The organism is Limnobaculum parvum (assembly GCF_003096015.2).
GTDB classification, from domain to species: Bacteria; Pseudomonadota; Gammaproteobacteria; order Enterobacterales; family Enterobacteriaceae; genus Limnobaculum; species Limnobaculum parvum.
Genome location: NZ_CP029185.2, coordinates 2270458 through 2286993, shown reverse-complemented (window position 1 = coordinate 2286993; position 16536 = coordinate 2270458). Strand labels below are relative to the sequence as shown.

Below are 16536 nucleotides of genomic sequence, written 5' to 3'. Positions count from 1 at the left end.
TTCAATACGACTATCTCATTAATTTTAAAGATTTTTATATAAACCCCTTCGCGATCACATTAATCATAAAACATAAATTCATAATCAAAAAACACAATAGTTAGCATTAACAATAGTCACTACAGTGATGAAGTTTATTCTTAACAGTTCAGGGAACATTTATGCACAACCAGATTCTGTCTAAGCGAGAAAAAATTGGTTATGGATTGGGAGATGCAGCCAGTCATATCGTATTTGATAATGTCATGCTGTATATGATGTTTTTCTATACCGACATATTTGGTATTCCGGCCGGCTTTGTCGGTACTATGTTTTTGCTGGCGCGTGCGTTAGATGCGATATCTGACCCCTGTATGGGGCTGTTAGCGGACAGAACTCGCACCCGCTGGGGTAAATTTCGACCCTATGTGCTATTTGGCGCGGTTCCTTTTGGTATTGTTTGCGTATTTGCCTACAGTTCACCGGAGCTAAGTATGACCGGTAAAATGGTTTATGCCGCAGTAACTTATACGCTGTTAACCTTGATGTATACCGTGGTCAATATTCCCTATTGTGCACTGGGCGGCGTCATTACAGCCAACCCTACACAGCGCATCTCGCTGCAATCTTATCGTTTTGTACTTGCTACTGCGGGTGGAATGCTCAGTACGGTATTGATGATGCCGTTGGTGGAGCTGATTGGTCAGGGAAATAAAGTCGTTGGGTTTCAGGGGGGAATTGCTGTACTAGCGGTCGTGGCAGTAGTGATGCTGGCCATCTGTTTTGCCACCACCAAGGAGCGTATCAGCGACGATGGTGCTACTCAGGGAAGTGTACGTGAGGATTTACGGGATATTGTACGTAACGACCAGTGGCGAATCGTCGGTCTACTGACCATTCTCAATATTTTAGCGGTCGCTGTGCGTGGCGGAGCCATGATGTACTACGTAACCTACATTCTGGGAAATCCCGCGGTATTCACTCTATTTTTGGTTACCTATTCCGTCGGTAATCTGTTGGGTAGTGCTGCCGCTAAGCCACTGACTGATTGGAAATGTAAAGTCAGTATATTCTGGTGGACCAATGCTGTGCTTTCCGTATTGAGCATTGCCATGTTCTGGGTACCTGTTGGTGCCAATATCACCATGTTTATCTTTATCTTTGTCATTGGGGTTCTGCATCAGTTAGTGACGCCCATTCAGTGGGTCATGATGTCTGATACTGTCGACTACGGTGAATGGAAAGATGGTAAACGCCTGACGGGGATCAGTTTTGCAGGAACACTATTTGTACTCAAGCTAGGCTTGGCATTATCCGGAGCAATGATTGGCTGGATGTTGGCTGGTGCAGGTTATGAATCCGGAGCAGCAACTCAAAACGATGGCACTTTGTCCGTTATTGTGGCGCTATTTACTTTGATTCCAGGGCTTTGTTATCTGCTCAGTGCGTTGATTGCCGCTCGCCTTTATACCCTCAATACACCGTTTATTAATCGTATCTTGGCTGAGTTATCTGCCGGGGCAAAACGTAATGAGCAAGAGTTTATCAAATCGTCAACCAACCAATCTATTAAGTCATCGGAGGGCTTAAGCCATGAAAATTAGTGATGGTAACTGGCTGATTAAGGAGGGGTTAAGTTTACTCCATCCGTTATACGTGTTTGAAGTAGAACAGCACAACCGTGAAATGGTGATTTATGCCGCGCCTCGCGACGCCAGCACTCGTGGGGCACAAGTTGATAGCCCGCTGTTTACCCTGCGCTTTTTCTCTCCATTGGAGGGCGTGATTGGTGTACGTATTGAACACTTTTCCGGTCGGGTTGCCAGAGGGCCAGACTATCCACTCATGCCACGGGATACCCATACAGTTCAGTTTGATGATAATCCACAGTTTGCTGCGTTATACAGTGGCAATTTGAGCGTGCGTGTTACTAAAGGTAATGAGTGGTCATTAGACTTCTTGCGCAATGGCGAACGTATTACCGGCAGCGTGGCTAAATCTAATGGTTATATCCAAAGCGCTAATGATGGGAAAACTTACCTTTATGAACGTCTCGATCTCAGTGTTGGTGAAACCGTTTATGGGCTAGGTGAACGGTTTACCGCCTTCGTAAAAAATGGGCAGATCATTGAGACTTGGAACCGTGATGGTGGTACCAGTACCGAGCAAGCTTACAAGAATATTCCGTTCTATCTCACTAACCGGGGATACGGTGTATTGGTTAATCATCCTGAATGTGTATCGTTCGAAGTTGGCTCGGAAAAAGTGTCCAAAGTACAGTTCAGCGTTGAAGGTGAACATTTGGAGTATCTGGTTTTTGATGGCCCGACGCCCAAGCAGGTACTGGACCGCTATACATGCTTAACGGGTAGACCCGCATTGCCCCCGGCATGGTCATTTGGTTTATGGCTGACAACGTCATTTACGACAAATTATGATGAAGAAACGGTGAATCGTTTTATTGATGGTATGGCGGAGCGCCAACTGCCGTTGCATGTGTTCCACTTTGACTGCTTCTGGATGAAAGCGTTTCAGTGGTGTGATTTTGAATGGGATCCCGAGACTTTTCCCGATCCTGTTGGCATGTTAAAACGCCTGAAAGCGCGGGGCTTAAAAATATGTGTCTGGATAAACTCTTATATCGGGCAAAAGTCCCCATTGTTCCGTGAAGCGATGGAACGAGGTTACTTGCTTAAACGTCCAAACGGAGATGTATGGCAGTGGGATAAATGGCAACCAGGACAGGGGATTGTTGATTTTACCAACCCTGAGGCTTGTGACTGGTACGCTGGGCATTTGCGCCGTTTGATTGAGATGGGAGTAGATTGCTTTAAAACGGATTTTGGCGAACGTATCCCAACTGATGTCCAGTGGCACGACGGTTCTTGTCCACAAAAAATGCATAACCACTATGCTTTTATCTATAACCAGTTGGTATGGGACGTTTTGAAAGAAATGTTAGGTGAAGATCAGGCTGTCCTGTTTGCCCGTTCTGCTTCGGTTGGCGCCCAACAATTTCCTGTTCACTGGGGGGGCGATTGCTACGCTACTTATGAATCTATGGCTGAAAGCCTACGAGGTGGATTGTCATTAGGATTGTCCGGTTTTGGCTTCTGGAGCCATGACATCGGTGGATTCGAAAATACGGCTCCGGCTCATATTTATAAGCGCTGGTGTGCATTTGGTCTTCTATCGAGCCATAGCCGCCTACACGGCAGTAAATCTTACCGAGTGCCATGGGCATATGACGATGAAGCCTGTGATGTGGTTCGTTTCTTTACCGGTTGGAAATGTCAACTGATGCCATATTTGTATGCCGCTTCTGTGCAAGCTACGCATCAGGGGACGCCGGTTATGCGAGCGATGATGTTGGAGTTCCCTGAAGATCCTGGATGTGACTATCTTGATCGTCAGTATATGCTGGGAGATGCGCTGATGGTTGCCCCAGTATTCAGCGAACATGGCGATGTGCAGTTTTACCTACCGCCAGGCCGCTGGACGCATTTGTACAATAATCGGGAAATTGACGGGGGTTGGCATCGTGAGCGTCACGATTTCCTTAGTCTTCCGCTGTATGTACGTGCGAATAGCTTAATCGCGTTGGGTAATAATGATCAACGTCCTGATTATGATTATACCGATGGAAGCTGTTTCCATCTGTTTGCTCTGGAAGATGGAGCATCGGCTCAGGCAATGGTGCCTTCAGCTACCGGAGATATTCAGTTTACGTTAACGGTTCGTCGTGAAGGTAATCAACTGTATGTGAGCCATGAAGGTCATGCCCGTAACTGGAGCCTGTGCCTGCGTAATATTCAACAGCCGATTAACGTTGTTGGAGGAAGCCTGAAGGACCATAAGCAAGGATGCATTATCTTACCTGAGGCCGCCACATTGACGATTAGCCTGTAATTATGGTCGCTCCCGCTTTGGCGGGGGCGATGTTAATTCAGCCACTTGTCACCAGTACCCACCATAAAGATATACATAGCTGGCGCGAATGATGTACGACACTAATTTTTTATTGTTATACAGGACGGAGTCTGACAGCGAATTGATTTCATTGGTTCAAAGCATAAAACCAACTGTAGAGGATGATTCAACAAGAACCGCTTGAAATAACTTGAAGTGGCGCCCCCAGCAGGATTCGAACCTGCGACCTACGGCTTAGAAGGCCGTTGCTCTATCCAGCTGAGCTATGGGAGCGTAGAAGAATTGACTATACCTAAAACATCTCCAGATGTCTCAGTGGGGTCGAATTATACGGCTCTTGTGAACTCAGTCAATGGCTTTTACGCGTTAATTCGGGTGGAATGCTGTTTTCATCATCATGCTGAATATAACTTAACCAATTTCTATGGTTTTCATTGTATTGCAAATGGTAGGTATATAAAAATCTGGGGTAGGGGGTTAAGCTAATTAACTGCTTTAAAGCTGAATTTAATATAAAAGAATAATGTTTTTAGTATGGCAAGGTGAAGTAATTCATCATTAATGGAGTTTAAGGCACTTTTTCATTAATGCTTGATGTTGGTGTAGGTGTCATATCATTGAATGAGATATTTATTGTTAGTTTTATTCGGGCTTTAATGTGTTGTTTATTTTGTTTCGTATTTTTTTAGGGATTTTTATCAGGTTATTTTATAGCAAGGGTAGTAATCAGTTCAGTGTTAAAAAAACTAATTTTTTAAATTGCCATAAGAATTATAATTTATTTTTATAATCAAAATAAATTATAACTTATTGATTTTTATTTTATTTAAATTTATTTATTCGTTTTTGGGTTGTTGACTGTTAGGGGTCAGTAAAAGTGAATTATCATTAAAATGAAAAATTTTAAAAATTATTGTGTAAAATATTTTTACCTTAATTTTTTTAAAATGATAATTTTTGTTAATATCATCATGATTTTTTTGTGATTTTAATACGCTCTGTTTTTTTTGTTATAAGGTCAGTATGTGAATTTTTGTGGCTTTAGATAATGATATCTCATTTGTTAAAAAATAATTTTTACTTAAATAGACTAAATTAATAGTGTTGCTTGATATTGGGTGATGAAGTGCCTGTCATATTTATTTATTAAGGTAAGGGGTAACACTATGCATTTTAAAAAAATAAAAATTGTAGGAGGACTTGCTGCTGCAATAGTATTCAGCACGTTCTCTGCTCATGCGGTACTTCAGGTCACCAGTACTGCAACGCCATATACCATCAATGCCAGTGACCTGGACAAAAAGGAAAAAGAGCTAACCAGCGATCCATTAATGCAGAAAGTGCGGGAGTCTATACGTACCGCCAGTAATGACGTTGTAGAGCAAATTGCTGCGGGGCGCTCTTCGAATCCGGAAAACGTAAAGCGTGTAGAGAAGATTATTTCTCCAGATGACTGGGCTTATCTGTTTCCTATGCGTGCGCCAGAATATACCTATGAAAACTTTCTGAAAGCTATTGGTAAGTTCCCAGCCGTGTGCGGAACGTACACCGATGGTCGTGATTCTGATGCCATTTGCCGTAAAGGGCTGGCGACCATGTTCGCCCACTTTGGTCAGGAAACTGGTGGTCATGAGAGTTGGAGACCGGAAGCCGAATGGCGTCAGGGGCTCGTTTGGCTACGTGAAATGGGCTGGAAAGAAGGCGATCCCGGTGGCTATAACGGTGAATGTAATCCAGATGTTTGGCAAGGACAAACTTGGCCTTGTGGTAAAGATAAGAATGGTCAGTTCCTGAGCTACTTTGGTCGTGGCGCTAAACAACTATCTTATAACTACAACTATGGCCCTTTCTCTGAAGCCATGTTTGGTGATGTGCGCACGTTGTTAGATAAACCTGAACTGGTGGCTGATACCTGGCTGAACTTAGCGAGTGCAGTATTCTTCTACGTTTATCCTCAACCGCCTAAACCGAGTATGCTGCATGTTATTGATGGTACTTGGCAGCCAAATGCTCATGATAAAGAGAGTGGTCTCGTTCCAGGGTTTGGTGTAACTATTCAGATTATCAATGGTGGGGTGGAATGTGGTGGCCCAACAGAAATCGCTCAGTCACTGAACCGTATTGCTTATTATCAGGAACAGACCAAATATCTGAAAGTTCCTGTTCCGGCATCAGAAGTTCTTGGCTGTAAAAATATGAAGCAGTTTGATGCGGGTGGCGCTGGGGCTTTACCAATCTATTGGGAACAAGATTGGGGATGGAGTCCAAATACGCCTGATGGTAGCACTTATGCCTGTCAGTTAGTTGGTTATCAGACTCCGTTTACTGCTTTTAAAGCAGGTGACTACAGAAAATGCGTTGAACATTTCTTTAATGTCAATGTTGTTGGTGGCGATGAGCCAACACCGACTCCAACGCCGGAACCAACCCCAACGCCAGAACCAACCCCAACGCCAGAACCAACACCAACTCCGGAACCAACACCAACTCCGGAACCAGAACCAGTACCAACGCCGAACTCAGCACCTGTAGCTGTGTTGAGCGGACCAACCGGGCCGGTAACCAGCGGTGTCCATGTGGTATTGAATGGTGCGAATTCCAGCGATCCTGATGGTGATAAACTGGTTTATAGCTGGGTTATACCGGATGGGCAGACTGTTTCTGGTGAAGATAAACATAGCCTGTCATTTACTGCGCCAGAATTGACAGAAGGTAAACAGTATCACTTCACGCTGACTGTTTCTGATGGAAAACTGAGTAGCGTGGCAGAATATACGTTAACGGTGATGCCAGTGGCTAAACCAGAACCGACTCCAGAACCTGAACCATCAGGTGATACTGGACAATATCCTGCTTGGACAGCAGCAAAAACTTGGAAACCAGGTGATATAGCGACTAACCGTGGGAAAACTTACCAGTGCCGTCCATTCCCGAATGGAGCGTGGTGTAATGTTGCTCCAGCCTATTATGAACCAGGAATTGGTTTAGCATGGGGAGATGCCTGGACGCTGAAATAAGTCACTCAGGTCACCGTTCTTGTAACCTTCACGCCAGCGATATTGCTGGCGTGAAATTAAATGTTACCTAGATTAGATCAATAAAAGGGTTAGCGAGTTGCTAGAGCATTTCCTATTCTAAAAGCTAATTCCGGTACCAACACCAATACTTGCGCCAGAACTCCCCCTGAACTGCTGACACCTGTTCCCTGATATGAAGAACAGCCCGTGAGCAATAGTATCAATATCACTGACATAATTTTCTTCATCTGTTTTCCTCAATTTAGTAACAACGTTTATAGGGTGCTTTAGCTTTTTGATTAGCGCTGAATGGCTACAGTGTAAATGTATTACTTAATGATTTAAATGAAAAATAAAAATCAAAGTCATTTTTTGTGTTTGTTTTGGTAGGGATATCATATTGTTGGCGAGCTATTTAACTCGTTAGCAATACCTGCATTAGCAAACGTTAAAAAATACTAATCACTCATCAAGAACCAGCCCTTTAGCGCTGGCTAATCGGTGACTATGACGCGTAGCAATATCTTTGATGCTTTTATCTTGGAATGACTTGCTGTCAGCCGGTGTTATAAGCGGGAGGTGATGCTGAATGTTATGTTTTTGCTCTTCATTAGATAAAAAATATCCCTGTTAGTAGACAGGGATAATCATCGAGGTATCTAATTTTTGATTATTGTAATAGTAGCAGTGATGTGATGACCACTTGCTTCGAACACAATGGCATATGCCAGTTCAATCACCAAATTAATAATAGTGATAATAAATTCTTTTTATTAAGCACTTCTTAATTCTGTGATAGATATAAACAGGCTAAAGCAAATTACGTTTACTGACGGTTGGAAAAATTTTAAAAGCGAATAAGCTATTTTTTTATTTTAATTTCAATGTGTTATTTATTTTTTCATCTGATTTGCATCAGGTAATTAAGGAGTTGCTCATTTATCAATGCGGCCTCTGCAATGATAAATACCATCGTAGTGAAAATAAATGGAAGAAACGATTGTGTTATCCAACTAAGTGTGGCTTAATGATTACCGGTTTGTAGTACAGACCTATTTATGTATAGTAATTTAAAGCAGTTCGCCATTTAGCGTTATCTTTGATATCACTTCTTCAAGAATTCCTTCTAATTAGTTCCCATAAGTAAAACTGACAAGCAGACCATCAAATAATTTATGGTAATTTAATAAGAGTTAGAGGAATACACAATGTCTAATACAATGACTGGTTTAGTAAAATGGTTTAACAGCGATAAAGGTTTTGGTTTTATCTCTCCTAAAGATGGTAGCAAAGATGTATTCGTACATTATTCAGCTATTCAGGGTACAAACTTCAAAACTTTAGAAGAAGGTCAAGAAGTATCTTTCTCTATCGAGAATGGTGCTAAAGGCCCATCAGCGGTTAACGTTGTTGCTTGCTAATCAGCATTTCTAATAGTTCATTATGTAGATTAGCCTGATGGGTTAACGCATAATGAGTTATTAATAAAAACCTGGGATAATTACCTGGGTTTTTTTATGTTTAAAATTTGTCACTTTCCCCATAGTCCCCCCGATTTCATATAAGCTGATAATAAACCAGCAGCAATCGCTTATGTGATTTATAGTTATTACAGTCCTGCCAGGTTGAGTTGGCATTTTGTTAGCTTGATAAATATCAGTGAATAGGGGTCTGTTGATGAGAAAAATGATAAACGTAGCGTGTATTGTATCAGGGCTATTTGTCGTTGCACTGATTCAAGGGTGTTCTTCTGGTTCAAAAACACAGGATGCTTCTGTCATTGGTGGGAAGGGAAACCCCGCAGATATTTATTGCACTAGCGTTGGTGGTAAAGTTCAGCCAAGGCAAAATGCAAAGGGCAGTTATTCAGTCTGTTCTTTTAAAGATGGCATACAACTTGATACGTGGGAACTTTATCGCGCTAATCATAATAGTTGATACAGATTTTTCCGTCTGGGGATCACGGTCAATGTGGCTATAGCCAAGGTGACCCCTCGAAGTTGTTATTGACGTGGTTAATCGTTATGCATTAAATTATATATCGATTGAGTGCATCCTCACCGAATGACTTGATTAGATATACTGTTAAATTGCTCGCTTCGCCCTGATCGCCATCAGGGCTTTTTCTTTTCCGCGCGTGGTCAAACTATCCGTTTTCTTATTGTTGGGCTGGATAACTTATCCGACTAGAAAGTAGTATTAAAAATCATTCCCAACAAGGTTGCCGAGAATTTCTCTGCGCTGCGGTTCTTGCCGCAGGGATCGAGTAAAGATTCTTTTTCAGCATGCTAAAGTTATAGCGTTTGAACAAGAATGATCATTCTCAATGGATGTTTTATGAAAAAACTCGTACTTGCATGAGTTCTGTTTATAAGTTTGCCGGTTCTGGCTGAAGAAAGTTCAGTTGTGAAGGGCGGTATCAAGACGACTGTTTCTGGGGTGATTGCTGCGGGGAAAGAAGCCTTTAGCGGTATGAAAGAGGGCGTTGATGATGGTCGGCAGTCCGGCGGTATTATAAACTACCGTCGGAGTAGGCTTATTTTGAGTAACAATAGTGATGACATTTGACTTGTTTGAACATCTTGAACCACCCGATGTGGTACGGGAAGAGCTTGCGCCAGATGCGATGATTTTACGTCATTTTGTTCTTCCGCAGGCAAAAGCGATATTAGCTCAGGTATCCACCGTTGTTGAATGTTCACCATTTCGCCATATGATTACGCCCGGAGGTTATGGTATGTCAGTCGCCATGACTAACTGTGGCGATTATGGTTGGGTAACGGATCGTCAGGGATATCGTTACAGTGCCGAAGATCCACTCACGGGTAAATCATGGCCACCGGTAGCGCCATTGCTCTATCAACTGGCAGTAGAAGCAGCGGAACAAGGTGGTTTTTCTGATTTCCAACCGAATGTCTGCCTGATTAACCGTTATGCCATCGGCGCGAAGATGTCGTTACATCAGGATAAGGATGAAAAAAACTTTAGTTATCCTATTGTTTCAATGTCATTTGGTTTACCTGCGGTATTTCAATTTGGCGGACTTTCTCGCAGTGATAAAGTACAAAAATGCTTACTGACTCAAGGGGATGTCGTGGTATGGGGAGGGGCTTCGCGTTTGGCCTATCATGGTATTTTGCCAGTAAAAGCAGGGTATCACACAGACACGGGTGATTGCCGTATTAATCTTACCTTCCGTCAAGTTGATTAAAGTCGTTTTTCCACGGGCTAATGAGTAATGACTTTGTCATATACAGTATGGCGTTTGCATGGTAGTGGTCAGAGTAGGTGGTGGTGTTTAGGCTATTTGATTATTGCTGGAATATTCATTGTTTCTCCCTTAATGCTCAGGCCAACGGTTGGAGATAACCAATATGGATTGGACACCAGAACAACAACTTATTCATTTTACTCTATAATAGAAGGGCAGCTTAAGGTTGTTCTTTTATTACAGGTGTTTCCGATGGCCGGTTTACCTCTCTTAATCTTTATTATTTTTCCTGCCGTATTGGCATTGTTGATTTGTTTTTTTTCCCGACTGATTGGCAATAAAGTCCAATTTTTTCCGATCTTTTTATCACTGGTCGTAATCAGTTTTTCTCTGTCTGTCGCTTATGTTATTTATCACTATGGTTTTCATCAATCTTTCTGATTTCTATATAGCGGCAGAACTGCCAAATTTGGATGCAGAAGGTTTCAGGTTGGTGAAAGGGTAGCAAACAGGCTGACTAACGAGAGTACAGCCATACCCAGCACGATCTCTAGTCCGGTACAGAATGCAAAGCATCGCATAGCTTTGCCGCCTTGCTGATTCATTTTGGGTACAAGCTCATAGCGGTTATACAAGGCAATTATAATCATTATCATTACCAGGATAACTTTGATTCCGAGCAGTTGCAGATAAGCAGATGACCAGTAAATAGGCCAACGTTGCAAAATAAGTGCGCCGTTGATGGTACCGGTTAAAACCACCAGTAAGACGGCCAAGTGGCCTACGAGAGAAAATCGAATTAATGTACGTACCACATCAAAATAGTACGACTCAACAGACACATAGCGCAGGCAAACTAATAAAGGAATGAGAGTGCCTAACCAGTATCCACCACTGATTAAGTGCAGAGCATGATTTGCACGGTGTAACCAACCGATAGTACCGCTATACAGGGTAACATGACCTACAAATCCCAGTGAGATTAATAATAAAAAGGCCAACAGGGTAATCAGCTTGAAACGCCAGTACACAGGAAGGAATAAACCGACGGTTGCAGTTAATGTAAATATAATCTGCCAGCACCATGCCTGACCGAAAGTGGTTGAGAGAACATCGGCGATGACGCTTCCTTTAATCGTATCTGACCAACCATCCCCCATTAAGCCACTTTGTATAGCGAGTAGTCCTATCGAGGTTAACAGTGCTATCAACAGGCTATAAGTTAATAACCTGCGCAGATCGTACGGAAGTGATAAACGCAATTTCCCGTGGCTCAGACAACTAACAAAGACAGTGATACCAAACAGCAATATCACTGCGGAAAAATGCAATAATCTGAATAAGATATAGAAAGTATCTAGACTCATTAATCAGGTTTTACTATAAACTGAAAGTTGCCTTTGGTTTTATGGCCATCAACAGAGACTACATGCCAGTTAACGGTATACCGCCCTGCTGACAATGGGGCTTTTAGCGGGGCGATCAGCCGAGTATTATCGGAGGGATCCAGAAGCAAGTCGTCAATAAGTATTATTTTATTGTTTGGATTGAGTAATTCTATTTTACTAAATTTTACTTCGATACCTTCTGAATATTTTAATGAAATTTCTTTTGGTGAGGCCGTTAGGGTACTTTCTGCTACCGGCGTCTGCTGCTTTAGATGGGCATGAGCCAATGCTGAGTGTGAAGTTAAGCCGAACAATATAATTATCAAGGGGGTGCATAAACGGAGTAAACGAAGGAACATAGCTGTAGCCTCATGAGCAATAAGCAAGATAACGGATCAAAATATTAACATTCTTCATTTTGTCTGTATAGAATTGATAATGTTTCTCATTGATTGTAACTCAACGATGTATCAATGTTTAAATTCAGTTCTCATTTAATTATCAGGATTGACGTGTTTTTTGTTAATAAATTGAAAGTCAGATTGAGATAGGAAAGATAACCTAGTATCAAAGGTTAACATGTTGGATAGCGGAAATTTATTCATAAATTGATTATCTCTGATAATAGAAATCAGTAAAAGAAAGGGAATTATGGCCATGAAATATACGTTGCAGGTAATGTTAGCTATTATCGCTTTTGCTGTGACTTTCAATTTTCCAATGGCTCAGGCTGACAGTTATCAGGTTTGTATTGATAAATATCCTGATTCTTCCGGTAACCGAATTGCATCTCTTAGTGATTGTGATGGTAATGACTATGTTATCCGTTCCCAGTCCATGAGACCGAACTCCGTTATTTCTGGGTCCGATCGCCGGATGAACTCTTTTGGCAGGGAGCGCTTATCTGACCGTTATCAGGTTAATGAGTCGACTTATGCCAGTGAGCGTTGGTGTGATGATAGTGGATGTTACCATATCAAAAACAAGCGTAATTTCTGTGTATTGGAAGTAACGGGTGAGTTGGTCGACTGTAATTAATCTATCTGTATTGGTGACTAGTGAGTGCGGTGATCACCGGTTATTTTTTACAAACACATTGTTATGAGATTGATAAATAATCTCATAACAATGGTGAAATCACATGATGGATTTTTATACTTATCTATTTATAAAGTAAAAATAATTAGGTAACTATCTTTTAATAATATAATAAACCAATGAGTAATAGGTCATTTGATATCATGCCTGTATAAAATTGATGGTGCTGTTTGATAATCATCATGATTAAGGCATTGGAATAATTGGAATTAATTTCCTTTCTATAATTAGTTGAATGCGCCTAATTTTATGTTCAGTAATATCATGAATTCCTACGGGTTTATAGCACTCAGAACATATTGAGCCATAAATATCGTCAAAGGATTCTACGTGTTGGTCAGACCTAAATGATGTGTTACCACACCTTGAGCATTGAAATTTAAAGTCAGGACACATAATCGCCCCTTAATAGGTTTAGATAATAATTTCTTAAATAATTTATACCATATTTACTCTATTAAAATAGGTGTTCTTTAGTACACTAAATTAAGATAACTGTTTCATTTTGTGTTTTGCCTTATGTTTTAGTTATCTTTATTAACTTCATAGAATATTTTAAATATATTTATTGTGTGTTTTTGTTTTATTTAATTATGAATTTTTTGTTATTGAAGTTAATTATTGGTTAATTGATATATTATAGTGATTAAAATGACTATACTTCCTTTGATCTTTCCTAAAGGTCATTATTTTTGTTTGTCTCCTTACTGAGTATCCGTTAACCTGCGGGTCTGTTTTTAACGATTCCGATACAAAATAATATGACCGGGTATAGATGGTGGGTTAGTACCATTAGTCTGCTTTTTTTTCCATTTTATGGGCTGGCAGCAAATCCAGAAGCAGCCGCTCCCATTAGTTTTAGTAAAGCAAAGCAGCTGGCGATAGAAATTCACCGTGATGTGAGTCAGAGCTTTTATTGTGGCTGCTCAATTCAGTGGTTTGGTCGTAAAGGTGTGCCCGATTTGGAAGGATGTGGATACCAAATTAGAAAAAATGTTGAACGGGCCAGACGCATAGAGTGGGAACATGTGGTACCGGCTTGGCAGTTCGGTCACCAGCGGCAATGCTGGCAAAACGGCGGTAGAAAAAATTGTACGCAAGATCCAGTATATAACGTCATGGAAACCGATCTGCATAATTTACAGCCAGCCATTGGCGAAATTAATTACGATCGCTCTAATTTTCAGTTTGGTCAGTGGAATGGTTCTGCCACTCAGTATGGACAATGCCAAATGAAAGTTGATTTTAAGAACAAAATCGTGGAACCCCCAGAAAGAGCACGGGGCATGGTTGCTCGTACCTACTTTTATATGCGCGATCGCTATCACTTTCGCTTATCAAAACAACAAACCGAATTATTTAGTGTTTGGAATATGTTTTATCCCGTCACTGAATGGGAGTGTGAGCGAAATCAACGCATATTGAAGGTGCAGGGTAATGACAATCCATATGTTTCGAAATCATGTCAAAATACGAGATAAAATTATTTAAATGTTATATGGCTAGTGATTAGTTTTTACATTTTAAATATGAATGAAGGTTTTCTTTCCTAAATTATATTTAGAAGGTGAGAATAGAGTATCATTGTGTTGCGTTTTATTTTGGTCTCACGGTTAAAACTACTCATAGATATTTTTTGATGGTACAATTTGCAGCGAACAGTTCAGATGTTGTTCCAAGTTGTTGTTATTTTTATAATTAAATTTCAAGGAAACGAATCAATGAAACCTTCCCGCGTTCTTCTTTCTTCTGTTGTTGCTTTTTCTTTACTGGCTTTAAGTGGTTGTGGTGAAAAAGAGCCTGCTAAGGCTGCGGATAATGGTTTACCAGCTGAGTGTAATGAGTATGTTACTACCATTACTACTTGTGTAAACAAACTGGGTAAAGACAACAAGGCTATGGCCGATCAGTTTAAAACTCAGATGGATTCTGCAACTGAATCATGGAAAAAAATGAGTGATAAAGAAGCTCTGAAAAACAGCTGTAAATCTGCTATGGATGCATTCAAACCTACTCTGTCTCAATTAGGTTGTTAATCTAATGAATATCATGCCGTAGTTATATAACCGCGGCATGGTATTATACAAATTAGCCTATTAATAATTCTATTTTAACTTATTAAATTTTATCGGTTTTATATTTGAATTATACCGATTTGAAATTCACTCCTTTAAATACGCGCAGGGGATTACCCCGTTCTATCTGATGATGGAACATACGGCGTTCTGCTTTTAGCTCAGCTCCGGCCTGTTGACGCAACTGCTCCAGACGGTGTGCGATCAATAATATCGCCAGACGTTTATTGGCATGTTGACTTCTTTCCGACTGAACTTTGACACTGATACCTGTAGCTATATGTGTTGCTCTGATTGCTGAGTCGGTTTTATTAACGTGTTGTCCGCCAGGTCCTGAAGAGCGTAATGATTCAAATTGAATTTCGCTTTCTAATTCTGGATTGTTTTGCTCAAATCGGGCAATGCCAATAAACCAATTCTTTCGATTGTGGTTAGGTCGGTAGGGGCTATTACATATCCATAATACCGAACCACACCAATTATCAGCTAACTGTGTGGCAGCCGTGCCGCTGAGGGACACCAGCACTGAGCGGAGCCCATCAGGCTGTCTGGCGGGTTCAATTTCTAGGCATTCAACCTGTACACTAATCGCATTAGCTTCTTTTATCAGTTGCTTTAGCGCTTTGCCAACGGCCAGACAGCATTCGTCAGGCCCTTGAGCCGAGGAGATCTGCAAGAGTATCATTCGTTTTTCCCTCCACTGGTTTTATAGGTTAAAACCGGTTTTAGCCGCGCCAGAATTAGGATTAATCCTGAGCCAACCATGCTGTCAATTACGGTATCAATAGATTTATAAGCCTGTGGTGCCTCTTCATAAATCAGTTGACGATCCTGACAGATAACCCGGCTTCCCAATTCAGTACGGCTTAGTTGAACTGGAGAGAAACGCTCAGACAAACGGCCCTTACACTCTGTTCGCATCCATTTTCTGCCAGCACCATGGGCTAGAGAATGAAGACTGATATCCGATGTGGTTGGCATCACCAGATAGCTATAGTCGCCTCGTGAACCCGGTATAATGACAGGACCTCGATTGGCAGGGCTGGCACCTTTGCGGTGTAGCCAACCATCAGTACCATTGATTTGCGTAGCTTCAACCAGATTATGGCTAATATCTAACAGGCATTCTCCCGTTGTCTTTATTTGTTCCAGCAGTCGATGGGCGATAAGGCGGCGATTTAGTTCGGCAAAGTTTAATGCCTGCTGATGTTCGCTTAGGTATTCCTCTGCCTCAGGGGTACCCGCTGTTAGACCACTGTGGTTAGCGTGTTCAATATGACGACGTAAAATTGCTTGGCCTAATCCCCGCGAGCCACTATGAACTAGCAGTTGAAGGTGTTGTGGATTGAGTCCCAGATGATTGAGGGAATCTGAATGATAAATCTGATCAATTTGCTGTAATTCCGCAAAGTGATTTCCACCCCCAACGGAGCCCAGCGCATCAGAAAAAGGAGATTCCATCATTTCATCAGAGAGATGCTGCTGTAACCATTCCGAGTGAGCAAAATCCCCCATCTGAGAGATTCTTTTTTCTAACTTATCCAGATTAGGGCGTTTGACCGGTATGGCGGTTTGCCATAGGCCCATACCGCAGCCAATATCATTACCGACTAAAGCCGGGTAAAAGCGGTTTACTGAAAAAAATGCCGCGCCAACAGGATAACCTCTGCCGGGATGCAGGTCAGGCATACCCACTACCTGAACCATATCCGGCAGTGAGGCGGTTGTGCTTAATTGTTGGATCGCGTTACTTTCGATCCACGTGTCATCCGACGCGATATAAGAGACGCGTTCAGATAAAGGACGAATAAAATTGCCCATATACCAATCCATATATT

The 16536-nt window shown here is 41.5% G+C and carries 15 protein-coding genes and 1 tRNA gene; 11 read left to right on the top strand and 5 right to left on the bottom strand.

Annotation, left to right across the window (positions count from 1 at the left end):
- Window positions 1-161: 161 nt before the first annotated feature.
- Both HYN51_RS09585 and yicI read left to right on the top strand, forming a co-directional pair.
- Window positions 162-1583 carry a glycoside-pentoside-hexuronide family transporter gene (locus HYN51_RS09585; RefSeq protein WP_108899830.1) on the top strand — a complete coding sequence of 474 codons (1422 nt, stop codon included), beginning with the start codon at window positions 162-164 and terminating at the stop codon, window positions 1581-1583.
- Entirely contained in the window at window positions 1573-3888 is a 2316-nt protein-coding gene (gene yicI / locus HYN51_RS09580; protein WP_108899829.1) for an alpha-xylosidase, read from the top strand. The genes HYN51_RS09585 and yicI overlap by 11 nt, the downstream gene beginning before the upstream one ends.
- Before the next feature lie 217 nt (window positions 3889-4105).
- Here yicI and HYN51_RS09575 read toward each other — a convergent pair.
- Window positions 4106-4182 (bottom strand) — tRNA-Arg (locus HYN51_RS09575).
- 893 nt (window positions 4183-5075) lie between these two features.
- Here HYN51_RS09575 and HYN51_RS09570 point away from each other — a divergent pair.
- The 6 genes from HYN51_RS09570 (at window position 5076) to HYN51_RS16345 (ending at window position 10578) form a co-directional block, all read left to right on the top strand.
- Entirely contained in the window at window positions 5076-6926 is a 1851-nt protein-coding gene (locus tag HYN51_RS09570; protein WP_230513961.1) for a chitinase, read from the top strand.
- Window positions 6927-8134: 1208 nt separating this feature from the next.
- Window positions 8135-8347, top strand: coding sequence for a transcription antiterminator/RNA stability regulator CspE (cspE, locus tag HYN51_RS09565; RefSeq protein ID WP_108899827.1), 213 nt, complete (start codon window positions 8135-8137; stop codon window positions 8345-8347).
- Window positions 8348-8603: 256 nt separating this feature from the next.
- Window positions 8604-8864: a putative hemolysin gene (locus tag HYN51_RS09560; protein WP_108899826.1), complete on the top strand. Its 261-nt coding sequence runs from the start codon at window positions 8604-8606 to the stop codon at window positions 8862-8864.
- Window positions 8865-9332: 468 nt separating this feature from the next.
- Entirely contained in the window at window positions 9333-9494 is a 162-nt protein-coding gene (locus HYN51_RS09555; RefSeq protein ID WP_157953015.1) for a hypothetical protein, read from the top strand.
- On the top strand, window positions 9484-10137 hold the full coding sequence (gene alkB, locus HYN51_RS09550) for a DNA oxidative demethylase AlkB (RefSeq protein ID WP_108899824.1): 654 nt from the start codon (window positions 9484-9486) through the stop codon (window positions 10135-10137). The genes HYN51_RS09555 and alkB overlap by 11 nt, the downstream gene beginning before the upstream one ends.
- A gap of 27 nt (window positions 10138-10164) precedes the next feature.
- Window positions 10165-10578 (top strand): DUF805 domain-containing protein, encoded by a 414-nt coding sequence (locus tag HYN51_RS16345; RefSeq protein ID WP_157953014.1) that lies wholly within the window; start codon window positions 10165-10167, stop codon window positions 10576-10578.
- 44 nt (window positions 10579-10622) lie between these two features.
- On the opposite strand, the gene copD is transcribed toward HYN51_RS16345, so the two are convergent.
- Window positions 10623-11504 carry a copper homeostasis membrane protein CopD gene (gene copD / locus HYN51_RS09540; protein ID WP_108899822.1) on the bottom strand — a complete coding sequence of 294 codons (882 nt, stop codon included), beginning with the start codon at window positions 11502-11504 and terminating at the stop codon, window positions 10623-10625.
- On the bottom strand, window positions 11504-11884 hold the full coding sequence (gene copC / locus HYN51_RS09535) for a copper homeostasis periplasmic binding protein CopC (RefSeq protein WP_108899821.1): 381 nt from the start codon (window positions 11882-11884) through the stop codon (window positions 11504-11506). The genes copD and copC overlap by 1 nt, the downstream gene beginning before the upstream one ends.
- A gap of 298 nt (window positions 11885-12182) precedes the next feature.
- Between copC and HYN51_RS09530 the strand changes: the two genes are divergently transcribed.
- The 3 genes from HYN51_RS09530 to HYN51_RS09520 all read left to right on the top strand — a co-directional run bounded on the left by HYN51_RS09530 (window position 12183) and on the right by HYN51_RS09520 (window position 14659).
- Window positions 12183-12563 carry a hypothetical protein gene (locus HYN51_RS09530; protein ID WP_157953013.1) on the top strand — a complete coding sequence of 127 codons (381 nt, stop codon included), beginning with the start codon at window positions 12183-12185 and terminating at the stop codon, window positions 12561-12563.
- An 821-nt stretch (window positions 12564-13384) separates the two neighbouring features.
- Window positions 13385-14104 carry a deoxyribonuclease I gene (gene endA, locus HYN51_RS09525; RefSeq protein ID WP_108899819.1) on the top strand — a complete coding sequence of 240 codons (720 nt, stop codon included), beginning with the start codon at window positions 13385-13387 and terminating at the stop codon, window positions 14102-14104.
- 240 nt (window positions 14105-14344) lie between these two features.
- Window positions 14345-14659 (top strand): DUF5339 family protein, encoded by a 315-nt coding sequence (locus tag HYN51_RS09520; protein ID WP_108899818.1) that lies wholly within the window; start codon window positions 14345-14347, stop codon window positions 14657-14659.
- Window positions 14660-14768: 109 nt separating this feature from the next.
- Here HYN51_RS09520 and prfH read toward each other — a convergent pair whose 3' ends face one another.
- Both prfH and HYN51_RS09510 read right to left on the bottom strand, forming a co-directional pair.
- Entirely contained in the window at window positions 14769-15383 is a 615-nt protein-coding gene (prfH, locus tag HYN51_RS09515; protein WP_108899817.1) for a peptide chain release factor H, read from the bottom strand.
- Window positions 15380-16519 (bottom strand): RNA ligase RtcB family protein, encoded by a 1140-nt coding sequence (locus HYN51_RS09510; protein WP_108899816.1) that lies wholly within the window; start codon window positions 16517-16519, stop codon window positions 15380-15382. Before HYN51_RS09510 ends, prfH begins: the two co-directional genes overlap by 4 nt.
- Window positions 16520-16536 lie beyond the last annotated feature (17 nt).

Coding starts and splice junctions, on each gene's coding strand:
- HYN51_RS09585 (WP_108899830.1), top strand. CDS start 162: ATGCACAACCAGATTCTGTCTAAGCGAGAAAAAATTGGTTATGGATTG.
- yicI (WP_108899829.1), top strand. CDS start 1,573: ATGAAAATTAGTGATGGTAACTGGCTGATTAAGGAGGGGTTAAGTTTA.
- HYN51_RS09570 (WP_230513961.1), top strand. CDS start 5,076: ATGCATTTTAAAAAAATAAAAATTGTAGGAGGACTTGCTGCTGCAATA.
- cspE (WP_108899827.1), top strand. CDS start 8,135: ATGTCTAATACAATGACTGGTTTAGTAAAATGGTTTAACAGCGATAAA.
- HYN51_RS09560 (WP_108899826.1), top strand. CDS start 8,604: ATGAGAAAAATGATAAACGTAGCGTGTATTGTATCAGGGCTATTTGTC.
- alkB (WP_108899824.1), top strand. CDS start 9,484: ATGACATTTGACTTGTTTGAACATCTTGAACCACCCGATGTGGTACGG.
- HYN51_RS16345 (WP_157953014.1), top strand. CDS start 10,165: ATGACTTTGTCATATACAGTATGGCGTTTGCATGGTAGTGGTCAGAGT.
- copD (WP_108899822.1), bottom strand. CDS start 11,504: ATGAGTCTAGATACTTTCTATATCTTATTCAGATTATTGCATTTTTCC.
- copC (WP_108899821.1), bottom strand. CDS start 11,884: ATGTTCCTTCGTTTACTCCGTTTATGCACCCCCTTGATAATTATATTG.
- HYN51_RS09530 (WP_157953013.1), top strand. CDS start 12,183: ATGAAATATACGTTGCAGGTAATGTTAGCTATTATCGCTTTTGCTGTG.
- endA (WP_108899819.1), top strand. CDS start 13,385: ATGACCGGGTATAGATGGTGGGTTAGTACCATTAGTCTGCTTTTTTTT.
- HYN51_RS09520 (WP_108899818.1), top strand. CDS start 14,345: ATGAAACCTTCCCGCGTTCTTCTTTCTTCTGTTGTTGCTTTTTCTTTA.
- prfH (WP_108899817.1), bottom strand. CDS start 15,383: ATGATACTCTTGCAGATCTCCTCGGCTCAAGGGCCTGACGAATGCTGT.
- HYN51_RS09510 (WP_108899816.1), bottom strand. CDS start 16,519: ATGGGCAATTTTATTCGTCCTTTATCTGAACGCGTCTCTTATATCGCG.